The sequence below is a fragment of the Pseudoalteromonas sp. OOF1S-7 genome (assembly GCF_022347765.1).
Taxonomy (GTDB): domain Bacteria; phylum Pseudomonadota; class Gammaproteobacteria; order Enterobacterales; family Alteromonadaceae; genus Pseudoalteromonas.
Window position 1 is genome coordinate 187,790 of sequence record NZ_JAKRFZ010000005.1, and the last position, 15,375, is coordinate 203,164.

General features: G+C 49.9%; 12 protein-coding genes. 5 read left to right on the plus strand and 7 right to left on the minus strand.

All coding sequences use genetic code 11. The annotated features are described in order from the left end of the window. Positions 1-34: 34 nt before the first annotated feature. Entirely contained in the window at positions 35-1,561 is a 1,527-nt protein-coding gene (locus MHN33_RS09910; RefSeq protein ID WP_239397813.1) for a carboxypeptidase, read from the minus strand. 334 nt (positions 1,562-1,895) lie between these two features. Here MHN33_RS09910 and MHN33_RS09915 point away from each other — a divergent pair, with 334 nt between their 5' ends. The 4 genes from MHN33_RS09915 (at position 1,896) to mrcB (ending at position 7,352) form a co-directional block, all read left to right on the plus strand. Then, positions 1,896-3,131, plus strand: a complete 1,236-nt coding sequence (locus MHN33_RS09915; protein ID WP_239397814.1) for a diguanylate cyclase — start codon at positions 1,896-1,898, stop codon at positions 3,129-3,131. A 192-nt stretch (positions 3,132-3,323) separates the two neighbouring features. Continuing rightward, positions 3,324-3,662 carry a P-II family nitrogen regulator gene (locus tag MHN33_RS09920; RefSeq protein ID WP_046002985.1) on the plus strand — a complete coding sequence of 113 codons (339 nt, stop codon included), beginning with the start codon at positions 3,324-3,326 and terminating at the stop codon, positions 3,660-3,662. Between the two features lie 11 nt (positions 3,663-3,673). Further along, positions 3,674-4,903: an ammonium transporter gene (locus MHN33_RS09925; protein ID WP_239397815.1), complete on the plus strand. Its 1,230-nt coding sequence runs from the start codon at positions 3,674-3,676 to the stop codon at positions 4,901-4,903. A gap of 106 nt (positions 4,904-5,009) precedes the next feature. After that, positions 5,010-7,352, plus strand: coding sequence for a penicillin-binding protein 1B (mrcB, locus tag MHN33_RS09930; protein WP_239397816.1), 2,343 nt, complete (start codon positions 5,010-5,012; stop codon positions 7,350-7,352). 17 nt (positions 7,353-7,369) lie between these two features. Here the strand turns inward: mrcB and MHN33_RS09935 are convergent, their stop codons facing one another. From MHN33_RS09935 to MHN33_RS09955, 5 genes are all read right to left on the minus strand, one after another. Next, a complete protein-coding gene (locus MHN33_RS09935) occupies positions 7,370-9,208 on the minus strand; it encodes a methyl-accepting chemotaxis protein (RefSeq protein WP_239397817.1) in 1,839 nt (612 codons plus the stop codon). Positions 9,209-9,347: 139 nt separating this feature from the next. After that, the gene (hemL, locus tag MHN33_RS09940; RefSeq protein ID WP_239397818.1) at positions 9,348-10,634 is read right to left on the minus strand and encodes a glutamate-1-semialdehyde 2,1-aminomutase; all 1,287 of its coding nucleotides are present in this window, start codon (positions 10,632-10,634) and stop codon (positions 9,348-9,350) included. A gap of 78 nt (positions 10,635-10,712) precedes the next feature. After that, positions 10,713-11,729: an aspartate carbamoyltransferase gene (locus MHN33_RS09945; protein ID WP_046002980.1), complete on the minus strand. Its 1,017-nt coding sequence runs from the start codon at positions 11,727-11,729 to the stop codon at positions 10,713-10,715. Between the two features lie 173 nt (positions 11,730-11,902). Beyond that, the gene (locus MHN33_RS09950) at positions 11,903-12,337 is read right to left on the minus strand and encodes a CopD family protein (protein WP_239397819.1); all 435 of its coding nucleotides are present in this window, start codon (positions 12,335-12,337) and stop codon (positions 11,903-11,905) included. Between the two features lie 28 nt (positions 12,338-12,365). Then, on the minus strand, positions 12,366-14,048 hold the full coding sequence (locus MHN33_RS09955) for a chloride channel protein (protein WP_239397820.1): 1,683 nt from the start codon (positions 14,046-14,048) through the stop codon (positions 12,366-12,368). Positions 14,049-14,446: 398 nt separating this feature from the next. Here MHN33_RS09955 and erpA point away from each other — a divergent pair, with 398 nt between their 5' ends. Next, entirely contained in the window at positions 14,447-14,785 is a 339-nt protein-coding gene (erpA, locus tag MHN33_RS09960) for an iron-sulfur cluster insertion protein ErpA (RefSeq protein ID WP_054014597.1), read from the plus strand. 131 nt (positions 14,786-14,916) lie between these two features. Here erpA and MHN33_RS09965 read toward each other — a convergent pair whose 3' ends face one another. After that, on the minus strand, positions 14,917-15,093 hold the full coding sequence (locus tag MHN33_RS09965) for a hypothetical protein (RefSeq protein WP_010382951.1): 177 nt from the start codon (positions 15,091-15,093) through the stop codon (positions 14,917-14,919). Positions 15,094-15,375 lie beyond the last annotated feature (282 nt).

Here is a 15,375-nt window from a genome sequence, read left to right on the forward strand (position 1 = left end):
CGGGAACGGCGCCCCTATCAAGTGGTGTGGCGGATCAGTATTTTGCGGATTGATTATATTTTAGTGAGTCGTTAATGAACTCGCGCAGATCCTGGTTGGCCTGGGTAAGATCCGGACGACGCAGGTACATCATGTGACCTGAGCGATAACCTTTAAAGCGCAATCTGTCCTGCATTTTTCCGCTGGGATCGAGGTGCCAGAGGTTGTACTTGCCATCAAAATAGTTGGTGGCGCCATCATAGTAACCCGACTGCACCATTACGTTCAGGTAGGGGTTTTTCGCCATCGACAGGCGTAGTTGCTCACCGACCTCGTTGTTGCTGCGATCCCAGGGGCGTACATCGCCAAACATATTGTATTTAATGTCTGTTTTATAGTTCAGTTCATGGCGAAAATAGTGATTAATGGCTGGTGTAAAGGCGTGTAACCAGGCATCGAGCTCAGGCCAATAGTCAGGACCTTCACCGGCATCCCGTTTGTCAATGCCGAGGTAGCGAGAGTCGAGTCGGCCGACCGTATAGCCGCGATCGCGTAATAGCTCTTTCCAGAAAGCACGGTTGGGTATGTCGAGGTTATTTTGTAGTACGAATTGCTGCGACAGGCCACTGAAGTATGCGACTTGTTTTGCTACTTCCTGACGTGTCTGCTCGCTCAACATGGCGCCTTTGGCTAACGCGGGCAGGTAATGATCTAAGGTATATGCTTCCACCTGATTTAATACGCTCAGCAGATCCTGCTTTTGCAAAGCTTCTGGCAGCGCCTTGTGATACCAGGCGGTTGCAGCGAAATACGGCAGCCGGTTGGCACTTTTTACAGGCCCCTGACGTTTAATGCCGATATCCGTCGGAGAAACCAGTACGACACCGTTGAGAAATAGCCACTGTTTGTTCTGCAGTTCATGGGCTAAGCCGGAGACACGAGTTGTGCCATAGCTTTCACCGATCAAAAATTTTGGAGACAGCGCGCGACCGTGGCGGTTGATGAAGGTATTTAACCACCCGGCCAGATACTCTATGTCGGCATTCACGCCAAAAAAGCGTTTCTGCAGAGTTTGTTTATCGGCCATAGAACCGTCTTGTTCTGGCAGCACGCGTGAGTAGCCCGTATTGACCGGGTTGACAAACAGAATATCGGCGACATCCAGCACCGAATCCGGGTTGTCTTTCAGACCATACGGCTGCATTGGATAGCCTTCATCATCGATTTTCAACACCCGGGGGCCGGTGTAAGCTATGTGCATCCATACCGAGGCTGAGCCTGGTCCGCCATTAAATGAGATCAGTAGCGGACGGGTGGCAGGATCTTTGACTTTGTTTTTTTTATAGTAAGTGTAGTGCAGTGTCGCTACCGGGTGGCCTTCCTTATTCCATACGGGTTGAGTGCCGGTGGTCGCCGTGTAGGCCAGTCTTTCACCATTAAAGTTCCCCTTGTGTTCGGTGATAACCTGAGCATCAATTTGTTGGGTCAACAGGCCCTGAGTATCCGCTTGCGCATGCCCTTTTTGAGGGAGCGCGGTAAGTAAGGTCGCAGAAAGTGCGAAGAGTAATGGCTTCAACAACATGTTTTTTAATTTTTGATGAAAAGAATTGGCTTATTTAAGACGTATACTGCGCAGAATTCAAAGAACTTGAGACTAATGGCCAAAAATAAGCCATGCGTGCAGGGTGTTAATTTTTATAGGTTAAATGTTTTCTTTTTTGTGTTTGCAATGCTGATGCTGCGCTGAGATTCGACGCAGGTCGGTTTCCGTTTGTTTACAAATTAATTGGCGGGTGAGTTTTTTTTGTCACAGAAATCGCGTATATTTAATCCTTATGTCCGTAGTATGAAAGTATTTAGCGCTGTTAAATTCTTGTATCTCTTCCCTTTTCTCGTAGTTTTAGTAGAGCATAGTAATGCAAAGAGTATTAATCGTCGAAGACAGTAAGGTAGTGCAGCAGATCCTTCGCCACCTTGCGTCACAACACCTGGATGTGGAAATTGATTATGCCTGGTCACTAAAAGAAACCCAGGCATTACTCGAGAGCCATCATTACACCCTGGCATTGGTTGATCTGACCTTACCAGATGCTTCTGATGGTGAAGTGGTGCAACTCACCCTGAGCCGCAATGTGCCCACTGTGGTGCTGACTTCCAAAATAGACGAGTATAGCCGTCAGCAAATGCTTGAAATGGGGGTTGTTGATTATGTGATTAAGGACAATCGGGACTCGTACTTGTACGCCATCAAGCTGGTATCGCGTTTACTGCGCAATGAAGGGTGTCAGGCGCTGATCGCTGATGATTCGATGATCAGCCGGGCCGTTATGAGGCAAATGTTAGAAAAGCAGCTGTTTACTGTATTTGAGGCACAAGATGGTGAACAAGCGTTGAACATGCTTAATGCAAAGCCTGAGATCAAATTATTACTGACAGATTATGCAATGCCCACCATGGACGGCTTTGAGCTGGTGAAAGCCGTGCGTAATAGTCGTGGTCGTGATGATCTCGCCATCATCGGCTTATCGGGTGCTGGAAGCCATGGCTTGTCTGCCAAGTTTATTAAATATGGCGCCAATGATTTTTTGACTAAACCGTTTATGAACGAAGAGTTCCATTGTCGGGTGATGCAAACCATGGAGCAGCTAAACCTGATCGCAGACATCAAAGAGTATGCCCACCGGGATTTTCTGACTGGTCTCTACAACCGTCGCTATTTTTGTCAGCACATGGATAAGATTCTAAAAAATAAGCCGGATCAGTTTACGCTGGCTCTACTCGACCTCGACCACTTTAAAGCAATCAATGATCAGTATGGTCACCTTGGTGGTGACAAAGTTTTGTCTCAGGCGGCCGAATTGCTGAATAGTTCATTCAATCACTGTTTGGTTGCCCGGGTGGGTGGGGAAGAGTTTGCCGTGCTGATGCCGGGTAATGACCTAAACGTGGCCAAAGACAGTTGTCAGGATTTCAGAGAGCGTTTTGCGAATACCCAGTTTATGATCCAGGACCAGGTACTCCATTGCACCCTCAGTGTCGGGATAGCTCGATGCGATAAAGCCACTCTCAGTGATGTTATGCGCGCGGCAGATAACGCACTTTACCGGGCCAAAGAAGCCCAGCGCAACTGTGTAATGGTGAGTGAAAGCTAAGCTGACACGAGCCAGGAACTATCTTGCACCATTTCAAGTCAGGCAATAAATAAGCGCACCAGTACGGTGCGTTTGTTGTTTTTGCTACCTGTTATAAATAACCTAACTCAATGTAAAACAGTCACTTTTATTTTTGGCATAAAGGTTGGATTACCTTCCCCGACAGGATCATCTGCCCTGGGGGGGCGAATAATGAAAATGATAAGCGCAATAATTAAACCATTTAAGCTGGATGAAGTCCGCGAAGCCCTGGCCGAGCTGGGCATTGAAGGTATGACCGTGGTGGATGTCAAAGGCTTTGGTCGCCAGCGTGGCCACACTGAGTTATATCGGGGAGCTGAATATCAGGTCGACTTTATTCCAAAAATTAAGCTCGAAATTGCGACACGCAGTGAAAATACCCAGCGTGTTGTCGAGGCCATTACGGCTATTGCCAGCACTGGCAAAATTGGTGACGGCAAAATCTTTGTCTATGACCTTGAACAGATAGTCCGGATCCGCACCGGTGAACTAGACGAAGAAGCGATTTAAGGGGCAAGACGATGGAAAACACGGTAATCGAATTACAATTCTCTCTGAACACATTTTACTTTCTGGTCTCCGGCATTCTGGTGATGTGGATGGCCGCGGGATTCGCCATGCTTGAAGCCGGGCTGGTTCGCTCCAAAAACACCACGGAGATTCTGACCAAAAACATCGCACTGTATGCCATTGCCTGCACCATGTTTTTGCTGGTTGGTTATAACATCATGTATGTGGATAATATTGAAGGCGGAGTGGTCCCTAACTTTGGGGCGTTGATTGGCAGTGCTGCCGCAGACGCCGACCATGCACTGGAGTCTGATTTCTTCTTCCAGGTCGTGTTCGTGGCAACCGCGATGTCGATTGTCTCCGGGGCAGTGGCTGAACGTATGAAGCTGTGGGCCTTTTTGCTGTTTACAGTCGTGCTGACCGGGTTAATTTATCCAATAGAAGGGTACTGGACCTGGGGGGCCGGGTTCTTATCTGAGCTGGGTTTTGTCGATTTCGCGGGTTCCGCAATTGTGCATGGGGCTGGCGCAGCAGCGGCATTGGCAGGCGTGCTGCTGCTGGGTGCGCGGAAAGGAAAATATGGCAGAAACGGCGAAATCTACCCAATCCCGGGTTCAAATTTACCCCTTGCCACACTGGGCACCTTTATTTTATGGATGGGCTGGTTTGGCTTTAACGGTGGCTCTCAGTTATTTCTGGCAGATAAAAGCAACGCCATCGCCGTCAGCCAGATCATGGTAAACACTAATGCTGCGGCAGCTGCCGGTGCCATTGCCGCGCTGGTGGTATGCAAGCTGATGTGGAAAAAAGCCGACTTGACCATGATCCTCAATGGTGCATTAGCAGGTCTGGTCACCATTACGGCCGAGCCGGCATCACCCACGCCTTTACTGGCCTGTATTTTGGGCATGCTGGGTGGCTCTTTGGTGGTATTCAGCATAGTCGCGCTTGATAAGCTGCGCATTGATGATCCTGTAGGTGCCATTTCAGTACATGGGGTGTGTGGTGCACTGGGGATTATGATGGTGCCTTTTTCCAATAACGATGCCAGCTTTATGACGCAGGCCATTGGTCTGGTGACCATACTGGGTTTTGTATTTATTGCGTCTTACATCGTCTGGGGGATCATTAAAACGCTGATGGGGATCCGGGTCGGTGAAGAAGAAGAACTCAGTGGCATGGATCAACATGACTGTGGTATCGATGCCTATCCCGAATTTGTGTCTATTCGCAATAAGTAAGGAAGAAATAACCAAAAAGCGCGGCTCATCGCGCTTTTTGGTTTAAGCGACCGTTAATCTGAGATAATCTAGCATCTATTCACTCTCAGCAAGCATTTCATGGTCGATGGCAGACAATAAAAAAGCAGCAGGTAAACCTCGCAAGTCCACTCGTAAAACTCCAGCCAAATCAGGCAAAAAACGCACTACCCCTTCAGCCACTGGGTTTCGGCAGCGCATACGGGCTGTTCGCAGCCGGGTATTGAGCACCTTGTGGTCATTGTGCTGGAAGTTGGGTCTGGCCATGGTGTTTGCGGTTGGCGGCTACGTGGTTTATCTCGATGCCAAAATCAGCCGTCAGTTTGAAGGCAACAAATGGCAGTTACCTGTGCAGGTGTATGCCCGGGCCATGTCATTTTATCCGGATCAATACCTGGCTGAACAGGAAGTGATCTGGGAGCTGGAACGACTCAACTACTCCCGGGTTAACCGCATCAAACACACTGGCCAGTTCGTGGTTCAGGGCCGTACTATCACCGTTTACCGGCGTACTTTTGAATTCTATGACGGAGTTGAACAGGCGCGTATTTTTACCCTGAACTTTGCCGGCAAAAAGCTCGCCAGCATCGTCAATGAGCAGGGGCGGCGCATCGAGGCTGCCCGGCTTGAGCCGGTACAAATAGCCCGAATAGGCAATGAGAGCCGTCAGGACCGGGAGTTTGTACCGCTGGATAAAATACCGGATATTCTCAAAGACACTTTGCTGGTGGTTGAAGACCGGGCTTTTTATGAACATCACGGGGTATCGGTCTGGTCTATCATGCGCGCCTTGTACCACAATATTCGTGCGGGGCGCACGGTACAGGGCGGCAGCACATTGACCCAACAGCTGGCAAAAAACTTTTACCTGACCCGGGAACGTTCGTTACTGCGTAAAATCAACGAAGCCTTTATCGCTCTGATCCTGGATTTTCGTTACAGTAAAGACGAGATCCTCGAAGCCTACCTCAATGAAGTCTATCTGGGTCAGGCCTATAATCAGGGTGTCCATGGCATGGGGCTGGCCGCCGAATTCTACTTTGCAAAACCGGTTGATGAGCTGGAATTTGATCAGATAGCCATGTTAGTGGCCATGGTGAAAGGTCCGTCTTACTACAACCCGCGACGCTATCCGGAGCGGACCATGGAGCGACGCGATCTGGTGCTGCGTCTGATGGCCGAAAATGCGCTGATCACCACGAATGAATATCGGCAGGCACTGGAGCGGCCAATCGATATCCAACCGTTAAAAGAAAGCCTGATGCAGACCTATCCTGGGTATCTGGAGCTGGTCAATCGTGAGTTGCAGCGCCTGCTACCCGATGAAAATGTGGTCAATGCCGGGATCCGGGTTTTCACCTATTTTGATTTACAGAAACAATCCGCTATGGAAGATGCCGTCAGTGAGGGCTTACCTTATCTGGAGCGACGTTTCTCAACCGCCCAGCTCGAAGTGGGTATGATTTCTGTGAACACCGAAAAAAGTGGTGTGTCTGCCTTGGTCGCCGGGCGTCAGTTGCGCTATTCCGGGTTTAATCGGGTGCTGGATACACGCCGCAATGTCGGTTCTCTGGTTAAACCCGCAATTTACCTGTCAGCGCTGGAACAGCCAGGCTACAACCTGGGCACTTTATTGGAAGACGCGCCCTTACAGGTAACCAATGCCGCAGGTAAAACCTGGCAGCCGGAAAACTTTGATCATACCTTTCGGGGCTCGGTGCCTGTGTATCGGGCGTTTAGTGAGAGTATCAATATTCCGGCTGTCAACCTGGGACTGGATGTTGGCGTAGATACGGTTGCCCGTACCATGGCGCAGCTGGGGATCGACGGTGATATTCCTTTGTATCCTTCCATGTTACTGGGGGCGATTGAATTATCGAGCTTTGACGTGGCCCAGATGTATACCACACTGGCGGCCAATGGCCACTATGCACCGTTGACGAGTATCTCGGCAATCACCAACACCACAGGTAAGCGTTTGTATCAGCATCGCGTTGCCAAACAGTCCAGATTCTCTCAGGAAGCCATGTATATGACGCGTTACGGACTCAAACGCGTGACCAAGAGCGGCACGGCAAAACGCCTGAATCGCCATTTCCCTTCCATTCAGCTGGCAGGTAAAACGGGCACCAGTAACGAGCTAAGAGACAGCTGGTTTGCCGGATTTGATCACAATACCGTGACGGTCACCTGGGTTGGTCGCGACGATAACAAGCCAGCCAAGTTGACGGGCGGGCGAGGGGCACTGGAATTGTATATTCGCTACTTAAAACCGCTCAACCCGCAGGCCATTGCCGACCAGCGGCCAGCTGGTGTGCGCTGGGCATTTGTGAATGAACAAACGGGCGAGCAGGCCGCCCCCCATTGCGGGCCGACCATCCAGTTGCCTATTCGGGTTGAGGAATTTAACCCCCGGCCTGGCTGTGGTTAGTCTGCAAGCCGAGCCGCTTAGGTTTTGAATTTGGCGATCAGTTGCTTTAACGTCGCCGCCATGTCGCTGAGCTTTTGTGCATCGCCCCGGGTGGCTTCTGCAGAGCTCAAAGTGTGATCAGCCAGATGGCTGATTTCACTGGATTCCGCCAGCGCTTGCTGGGTAGCAACTGCCTGGCGTTTTACCTGATCGCTGATCACATGACCTTGCTGATCGATGTCGGCCATGCTCTGCTCTGCTGCACTGAGTACCTGATTGGTCTCATTCGCCGCACTAACACCTTGCTCCATTTTTTCCACACTGCTGAGCATTTTCTTTTGGGTATCGTTTGATGCCTGCTGCAGAGAGTGAATAATCGAATGGATCTCTTCGGTCTGTTGCTGGGTTCTTTGTGCCAGGGTGCGTACTTCATCGGCCACCACGGCAAAACCGCGACCTTGTTCACCTGCGCGCGCTGCCTCAATGGCTGCATTAAGTGCCAGTAAGTTGGTTTGTTCGGCGATTTCGCTGATCCCCAGGCTCACTTTACTGATGTTCTGGCTGTCTTGTGCCAGCTTGTCCAGCGCAATGCGGCTTTCTTCAAACTCACGTTGCAACACGGTCATGTGCTCTGCCAGCCGGGTGGTATTCTCACTGCCTTGCTTAACTTGTTGCGCCGCCGTTGCAGCCAGCTCGGTAGCATGATGGGCTGAGGTCTCAACAGCATCCGCGGCATTGGCCATTTCACTGAGTGCCTGATGCACCGTCTGGATCTTCGCCTGCTGCTGTGCCACGTCTTCACGGGTGTCCTGACTTATCTGGCGTAGTTTATCAGTGGCACCATACAAGTCGGTCGAGGTGGTCCTGACATTACCCAGCAAATGCACAAAGGCATCCAGCACTGCATTATATTGACGGAGGATCTCGCTGAGCTCATCTTTACCGCGAGGCTGTGCCCGTGTGCTCAGGTCGCCCGATGAAGCACGCTGAGCGGAGGTCGAAAACTCGGCGATGGTATCTACGACAGCAAAGTAAAAGCCCAGCATTAAATATAAAGCCAGCAGCAGGCTGAGTACTGAGGCCAGCGCTACCAGGTTACGGATCCAACGCTCCCGTGTCAGTTTGTCATCAAGCAGGGTTTGCAAAGTGGGGGTCGCAGTGTTGATAAGGCCGGTGAGTTGAGTCAGCACATCACGATGTAAGGTGTTAAAAGCACCGCTGGTCAGTTCGATGTCATCCGGTTCAAGGAGCTTATCTTTAATGGCGCGATGATAGTTATCGAGCGCGCGGTTTAATGCGGTTATCTTGTCCTGAAGGCGTTTATTGACATATTTATTATTCGCCGTTGCAACTGCCAGTTTGTTATTGAGCTGGGTTTTAACCAGAGGAAGTACTTTATTCAGATTCGACAGCGCAATGAAAGAGTCGGGGGTAAAACGGCCACTGTTGATGATTTCACTCGCCTGCCCGGCGATGCCATTTACCTGGCTGATCACATTGGGCAGTGATTCAACCAGCGAGCGGTTCAGGTAAGAGCGACTCAGATCATTGTCTATCGCCAGTTTGGAGGTAATGGATAAATGCTCCAGCTCGTCTCCAGGCTTAAGGCCTTTGGCAAACGGGCTGCGCGCCAGTACCTGGGCGTTGCGCTTTGCCTGCTGGTTCAGCAGGTTTTCTAAAATGGGCGGGTAAAATTGCAGGCCGGCGCGCTGTTGCTGACTGATCTGAATGGACTGGGTCAGGGTTGAGTTGAGAAAAAATAAACTCAGACTGAGTGGTAGCAGAAGAATACCAAATACCAGGCTGATTTTGGTTTTGTATTTTAACTGTGCCATAAAAGCAATGGCGGGGCTGGCAGCTGATCTGAGTCCTGTCATAATTTTATCTTTGTTTATAAGTCATTGGTAAGAGACCGGGTATAAGCAAAGAATAGTTCAAAGCGGTGAAAGTTTTTACTGACAGAACTAAAAAAAGCCCCGTGGGGCTTTTTAGAATGCATTAACTGAAGGTCAGTGTTCAGGCTGCCAGCTTGGCGAATGCACGCTCTGCGGCTTTGATTGTCTGTGCAATGTCATCATCACTGTGCATAGTGCTGACAAACCCGGCTTCGAATGCCGAGGGGGCCAGATACACGCCTTCTTCCAGCATCAGGTGGAAAAAGCGTTTGAAGCGTGCCAGGTCGCACTTAGTTGCCTGCTGATAAGTATCAACGCGTTGTGCTTCGGTAAAGAAGAAGCCAAACATGCCACCGGCATAGTTGGTGGTCAGGGCAATGCCAGCGGCATCTGCGGCTTGCTGAAATCCGTCGCACAGCTGTTTGCTCTTGGCTTCAAGATCGTCGTGCAGGCCCGGCTCTGAGAGCAGTTCCAGAGCTTTCAGGCCGGCCGCCATGGCGATTGGGTTACCAGATAAAGTACCTGCCTGATAAACCGGGCCCACTGGGGCAATGTAGTCCATGATTTCGCGCTTACCACCGAAAGCTCCTACTGGCATACCGCCACCAATCACTTTACCCAGACAAGTCAGGTCTGGTTCGATATTGTAATAGGCCTGGGCACCGCCCAATGCAACCCGAAAGCCGGTCATGACCTCATCGAAGATCAGGACCGATTTGTGAGTGTCACACACGTCGCGCAGACCTTCCAGAAAGCCTTCAACGGGTGGAATACAGTTCATGTTGCCCGCCACCGGCTCAACGATAATACAGGCGATTTGGTCCGGATATTGTGCAAAGATGGCCTTTACTTCATCCAGGTTATTGAACGACACGGTTAAGGTGTGTTTTGCAAAGTCTGCCGGGATACCCGGAGAGTTAGGCACGCCCATGGTCAGTGCTCCAGAACCTGCTTTTACCAGCAAAGAGTCGGCATGGCCGTGGTAGCAGCCTTCAAACTTCAGGATCTTATCTCTGCCAGTGTAACCGCGTGCCAGACGAATAGCGCTCATGGTTGCTTCAGTACCTGAGCTTACCATGCGCACTTTGTCGATTGAGGGCACCAGCGCTTTGACTTTTTCTGCCATCAGGATTTCGCTTTTAGTCGGTGCGCCATAGCTCAGGCCATTTTCTACCGCATCCAGTACGGCTTGTTTGATCTGGGGATGGTTATGGCCCAGGATCATCGGTCCCCATGAACCCACATAATCGATATAGCGCTTCCCATCTGCATCATAAGTATGCGGGCCTTCTGCCTTATTGATAAACAGTGGCGTGCCACCTACGCCGTTAAATGCACGAACGGGTGAGTTAACACCACCCGGGATAGACTCCTGGGCACGAGAGAAGAGATCTTGACTGATTGTCATAATGTGTCCTTTTGTTTTGTGCCGGGGGTATCTCAAACGTCATTCAGCTACCCCCGGCCATGAAACGAAATAAGTGGATTAGGTGTCGCGCTTGCGGCTGAACCAGGGCACGTCCACTTCGTATTGCTCAACCTTGTCGGCAACCCCCAGTGTCAGTGCAAACAACGCCATGCGGATCAACACGCCATTTTGAACCTGACGGAAGATGGCCAGGTTGTCATTATTATTCAGGTCGTTATCTAGCTCGTTGGCATCGCCACGGCTGTCGCGCGGCAGTGGGTGCATTAATACTGATTGCGGCTTACAGTGGGCTTCGTAAATGGCCTGGCTAATGCGAAAACCACCGCGGTACTTATTGGCTTCTTCCTGAGATGGAAAGCGCTCTTCCTGAATGCGGGTCTGATAAACGATATCGGCCGCCAGATTACCTTCCATCTTTGACACCAGTTCAATCTGGTGGCCGGCGTTACTGACTGCGTCCAGAATATAATCAGGCATCTGCAAACCGTCCGGAGCGACCATAGAAAAGCGTACGTTTTTATAGTGACAGAGCAGCTTAGACAGAGAGTGGACCGTCCGGCCATACTTGAGATCGCCCACCAGGGCGATGTGCATACCGTCAATGCCGCGCTCAAAACGGCCCAGCTCACGCTCTATCGTGAGCAGATCCAGCAGCGCCTGGGTCGGGTGTTCATTCGGGCCGTCACCGCCGTTGATCACTGGCACGTCTGATCCCGTTGCAAATTCTGCCACGGATCCGGCATCCGGGTGGCGCATAGCGACGGCATCGGCATAGGCTGAGATCACCCGGGCCGTATCATACAGGGATTCACCTTTTGCTAAGGCAGAGCTTTGCATACCTGTGGTCTCTCTGACCGTGCCACCTAGCAGGTTAAAAGCGGTTCCGAAACTGACACGCGTTCGGGTACTGGGCTCAAAAAACAGGTTGGCTAATACGGCACCTTCTAATACGTTGGTGCGCTTGTACTTTTTAGCGTAGGGTTCCATTTTCTTTGCAACATTGAAAATCAGCTCAATGGCTTCTCTGTCGAGTTCGTTGACGGAGAGGATGTTTTCACCTTGGAAACTTAACATGCGGCGATTCCTAATCACAGATTGACAACAGGAGGCGGGGAGCACTCCTAACCGAGCTCGCAAAACAGGGCGTATCAGACGCACACTGTGTTGTGTAACTGGAGCGACATAATAGCACAATTCTGTTGCTTAGGCGTGGAAAATGACGGCCGGATAGCCGCCATAGTGTGAGATCAGAAAACTGGTTTCACGATGGCGAGCATAACGATGATCAGCAGCAGTATAACCGGGAATTCGTTGAAGATGCGATAGAAGCGATCACTACGCTCGTTACGGTCGTGCTTAAAGTCCGCCAGTAGTTTAAAACAGTAAGCATGATACACATACAGCATAATGACCGGCACCAACTTGTAGTGCAGCCACAGATTAGCACGGAACCATTCACGGCCATAACTGGTGATCAACAACACCCCGAAAACGGCCGTGAGTACAGCAAAGGGGGTAACAAAGTAAAGCAGGCGTCGCTCCATGATTTTTAGCATGGCTGAGCAGGGCTTCTCGTCCGTCATGGCATGGTAAACAAACAGCCTTGGCAGATAGAAAATACCGGCAAACCAGGCAACCATAAAAAAGATGTGTAGCGCTTTATACACAAGTATCGTCGTCATAGAACCTCTTGGTTATCGTTTAGTGCAATTACAACAAACTGTTTCTCATGGTGAGAATATGGCGGATCTGATCCCACCGCAGCAGACCCATTATTTGTTCATTATTCTTTTGATTATACACATAGACGGCACCGGAGCGCTTGTCCTTGAGGATATCAAATGCGTCTGCCAGTGTTGCCTGTGTACTCAGTCCCTGTAATTCGATATAGGTAATGGTCATGCTTTGTTCCGAGATTAAACTGAGGTCATACTCGGCCAGTCGGTAACCATGTTCTTCGTCGTATACGATCAGCGGAGTCTGGCTGTCAATGGCCGACAGAGTTGCTCGGATCTGCTCCTTGTCATCGGAATAAAGAAGCTTAAAACCTTCGTCCATTTCCTCCATGATCCCCACTTTTTGTAAGGCCTCTTTGGCGGGAGAAACCTGGTAGGGCAGCCCTTGAAAGTCCAACTGTTGTAAGAAAATCGAGCGGTTGCCAAATACCTGCAGTGCGGTGACATAGGCGCAGGAGATCACTATCATGGCAGGCACCACAATCTGTGGACTGGAAGTCAGCTCCATCACCGCGGTCAGCGCCGCCAAAGGCGCATGCAAAGTGGCTGCCAGCAGGCCTGCCATGCCCAGTACACCATAGGTGCCTGCAACACTGATTTCGGGAGAAATAAACTGAGCAAAATAGGCCATCAGTGTGCCAATCAATACGCCCAGTCCGATAACCGGGCCGATGATCCCACCAGGGATCCCCAGTCCGATAGCAAAGATGGTGGCCAGTAACTTAGCTATTAGAATGGTTGTCAGCAATTGTAATTCACCGGGCGTCTCAACGGCGATTTTAATGGCGCTCATGCCTGAGCCCATGGCTTCCGGCACCAGATACCCGATCAGGCCGGCCAATAACCCGGCGAGCATCAGGCGGGGAAACATACTGATGGGCTTAAAGGTTTTGATGATCATCATCAGATTCTGATTAAACGCAAAGGCAATGGCGCCAAGTACAAAGCCACATAAAATCAAAAACGGATAGTGCCAGAAGGATAAGGCAGATACGCTGATCAGCGATAACTCCAGATCATGGCCAAACACATATTGGGTAGCGAGTGCACCGGTCACGGCTGCGAGCATGATTGGCACGAAGATATGAATTTTGTATTCCCGTAGCACTACCTCCATCACGAAGATCACCGCCGCCAGAGGCGTATTGAACGACGCGGCTATCCCGGCTGCGACGCCACAACCTGCCAGAGTCCGTGCGGCGTTCATAGGTAGATGCAGGCGCTCGGCTAAGATGCTGGCACCGGTGGCGCCCATGTGTACAGATGGACCTTCCCGGCCAACGGAAAAACCGCTGATAAGGGCAACGGCGCCGCCAAAGAACTGGTTAACTGAGTTCCAGATTGGCATTTGCCCGTAATGTTGTTTAATACGATAGATAACAAAAGGAATGCCGAGGCGGTAGTGCTTAAAGCCTGTCAGGCTGGCAAACAGGGCGATGAGCAATGCGGCACCCACAGGTAACAGGACACGCTGGTGCTCGGGCAGGGTGGTAAAGTCATCCGGACTGTCCAAAAACATCCCCTGTACCAGCATGATGGTCAGACGAAATAAAATGATCAATATTGCAGCAATCAAGCCCGCGCCAATGCCCAGCAAACACAGCTGAATGGACGTTTTTGGTTTCGCTAAGCGACGGCGTAAATTATCGAGCGACATACAATCTTGACCTGTTGAGAATCTGAATTGGTGCGAGCATTAGCCCACTTTATTGCTGCATATACTGAATTTAGCCCTAACCTGATTATTCTAGGACCACAAAGACGTCAAGGCAGCGTTGTGACGCTTATCCACCGCGACGAACGCGAAGCGCATTGCTCGGTTGCTCAAGGTATCTAGTGGTGCGTGGTGTCCGTGATATCAACAGTTGTAGCATAGTATACTTGGTTGATAAGTGTATCAAATAATCTAAGTCCTTGTAATTAAGTAAATCAATCGACTGAGCAACGAAATGGGTGAAAGGCAGGCGCTGCTCTCCATGTGTACCAGTCTATACTTGATTAAAATAGTCAGGTATTAGATAATTCCGCTACTAAATGTACAGGGGTCGAATACACATGTCTGATCAGATACCGATTAAATTTTCCGATGCGGCGGCAAATCGCGTGAAAGAACTTATCTCAGAGGAAGAAAACCCGAACCTTAAGCTGCGAGTGTATGTGACCGGCGGCGGATGCTCAGGGTTTCAATACGGGTTTACCTTTGATGAAAAAACCAATCCGGGTGACCTGGAAATTGAGAAAAACGGAGTGTCTATGGTGGTTGACCCGATGAGCATCCAATATTTGGTTGACGGTGAAGTTGATTATACCGAAGGCCTGGAAGGTGCGCGCTTTTTTGTCAGTAACCCCAACGCGACAACTACCTGTGGTTGTGGCGCGAGCTTCAGCGTATAAACCTGCCCTAAATTTTTGTTCTTAGATATGAGAGCCATGCAGCCGCATGGCTTTGTTGCATCTGTATATGAATAAGATAAACAGCAACCGCCCTGGTAACGTCGTTTTGCTAAAATATCGCCGCTGTTTTGTCAGCCGGGATTGGTTAGATGGATCATCAACACAAAAAACCCTAATACCAGCGTGGAAAATGCGAGAATGTAGATGAATCCGCGTTTGCCTTGTTTGAGTGGTACGCCATTTACGCGTAAAAAGTAATACCAACCCAGACAGAGCAAAATGGGCAGCAAAAATATGAGCCGGATCATCAAAAATTCTCCCAAAATTTGTTACTTTATGACAGATTAGCGCTAAACCACTATTTTTAAAAGAAAAAATAAATTATTTCGTATACTGGTACAAGATATAAAATTTTTGTTAAAGTGTCACAGTAATCTTACCTCTCTATTTTAGGTAAGAAAGTTGAAAATTTAATTAGGTGTTAGAGAAAAGATCGTCTATACCTAATTTGGTACATAGGAACAGGACAGGCAAACCGGGTGTTCCTTACTCAGTTTGCTTGACTTGTCATAACACTCGCCGCCACTCGA

Coding starts and splice junctions, on each gene's coding strand:
- MHN33_RS09910 (WP_239397813.1), bottom strand. CDS start 1,561: ATGTTGTTGAAGCCATTACTCTTCGCACTTTCTGCGACCTTACTTACC.
- MHN33_RS09915 (WP_239397814.1), top strand. CDS start 1,896: ATGCAAAGAGTATTAATCGTCGAAGACAGTAAGGTAGTGCAGCAGATC.
- MHN33_RS09920 (WP_046002985.1), top strand. CDS start 3,324: ATGAAAATGATAAGCGCAATAATTAAACCATTTAAGCTGGATGAAGTC.
- MHN33_RS09925 (WP_239397815.1), top strand. CDS start 3,674: ATGGAAAACACGGTAATCGAATTACAATTCTCTCTGAACACATTTTAC.
- mrcB (WP_239397816.1), top strand. CDS start 5,010: ATGGCAGACAATAAAAAAGCAGCAGGTAAACCTCGCAAGTCCACTCGT.
- MHN33_RS09935 (WP_239397817.1), bottom strand. CDS start 9,208: ATGACAGGACTCAGATCAGCTGCCAGCCCCGCCATTGCTTTTATGGCA.
- hemL (WP_239397818.1), bottom strand. CDS start 10,634: ATGACAATCAGTCAAGATCTCTTCTCTCGTGCCCAGGAGTCTATCCCG.
- MHN33_RS09945 (WP_046002980.1), bottom strand. CDS start 11,729: ATGTTAAGTTTCCAAGGTGAAAACATCCTCTCCGTCAACGAACTCGAC.
- MHN33_RS09950 (WP_239397819.1), bottom strand. CDS start 12,337: ATGACGACGATACTTGTGTATAAAGCGCTACACATCTTTTTTATGGTT.
- MHN33_RS09955 (WP_239397820.1), bottom strand. CDS start 14,048: ATGTCGCTCGATAATTTACGCCGTCGCTTAGCGAAACCAAAAACGTCC.
- erpA (WP_054014597.1), top strand. CDS start 14,447: ATGTCTGATCAGATACCGATTAAATTTTCCGATGCGGCGGCAAATCGC.
- MHN33_RS09965 (WP_010382951.1), bottom strand. CDS start 15,093: ATGATCCGGCTCATATTTTTGCTGCCCATTTTGCTCTGTCTGGGTTGG.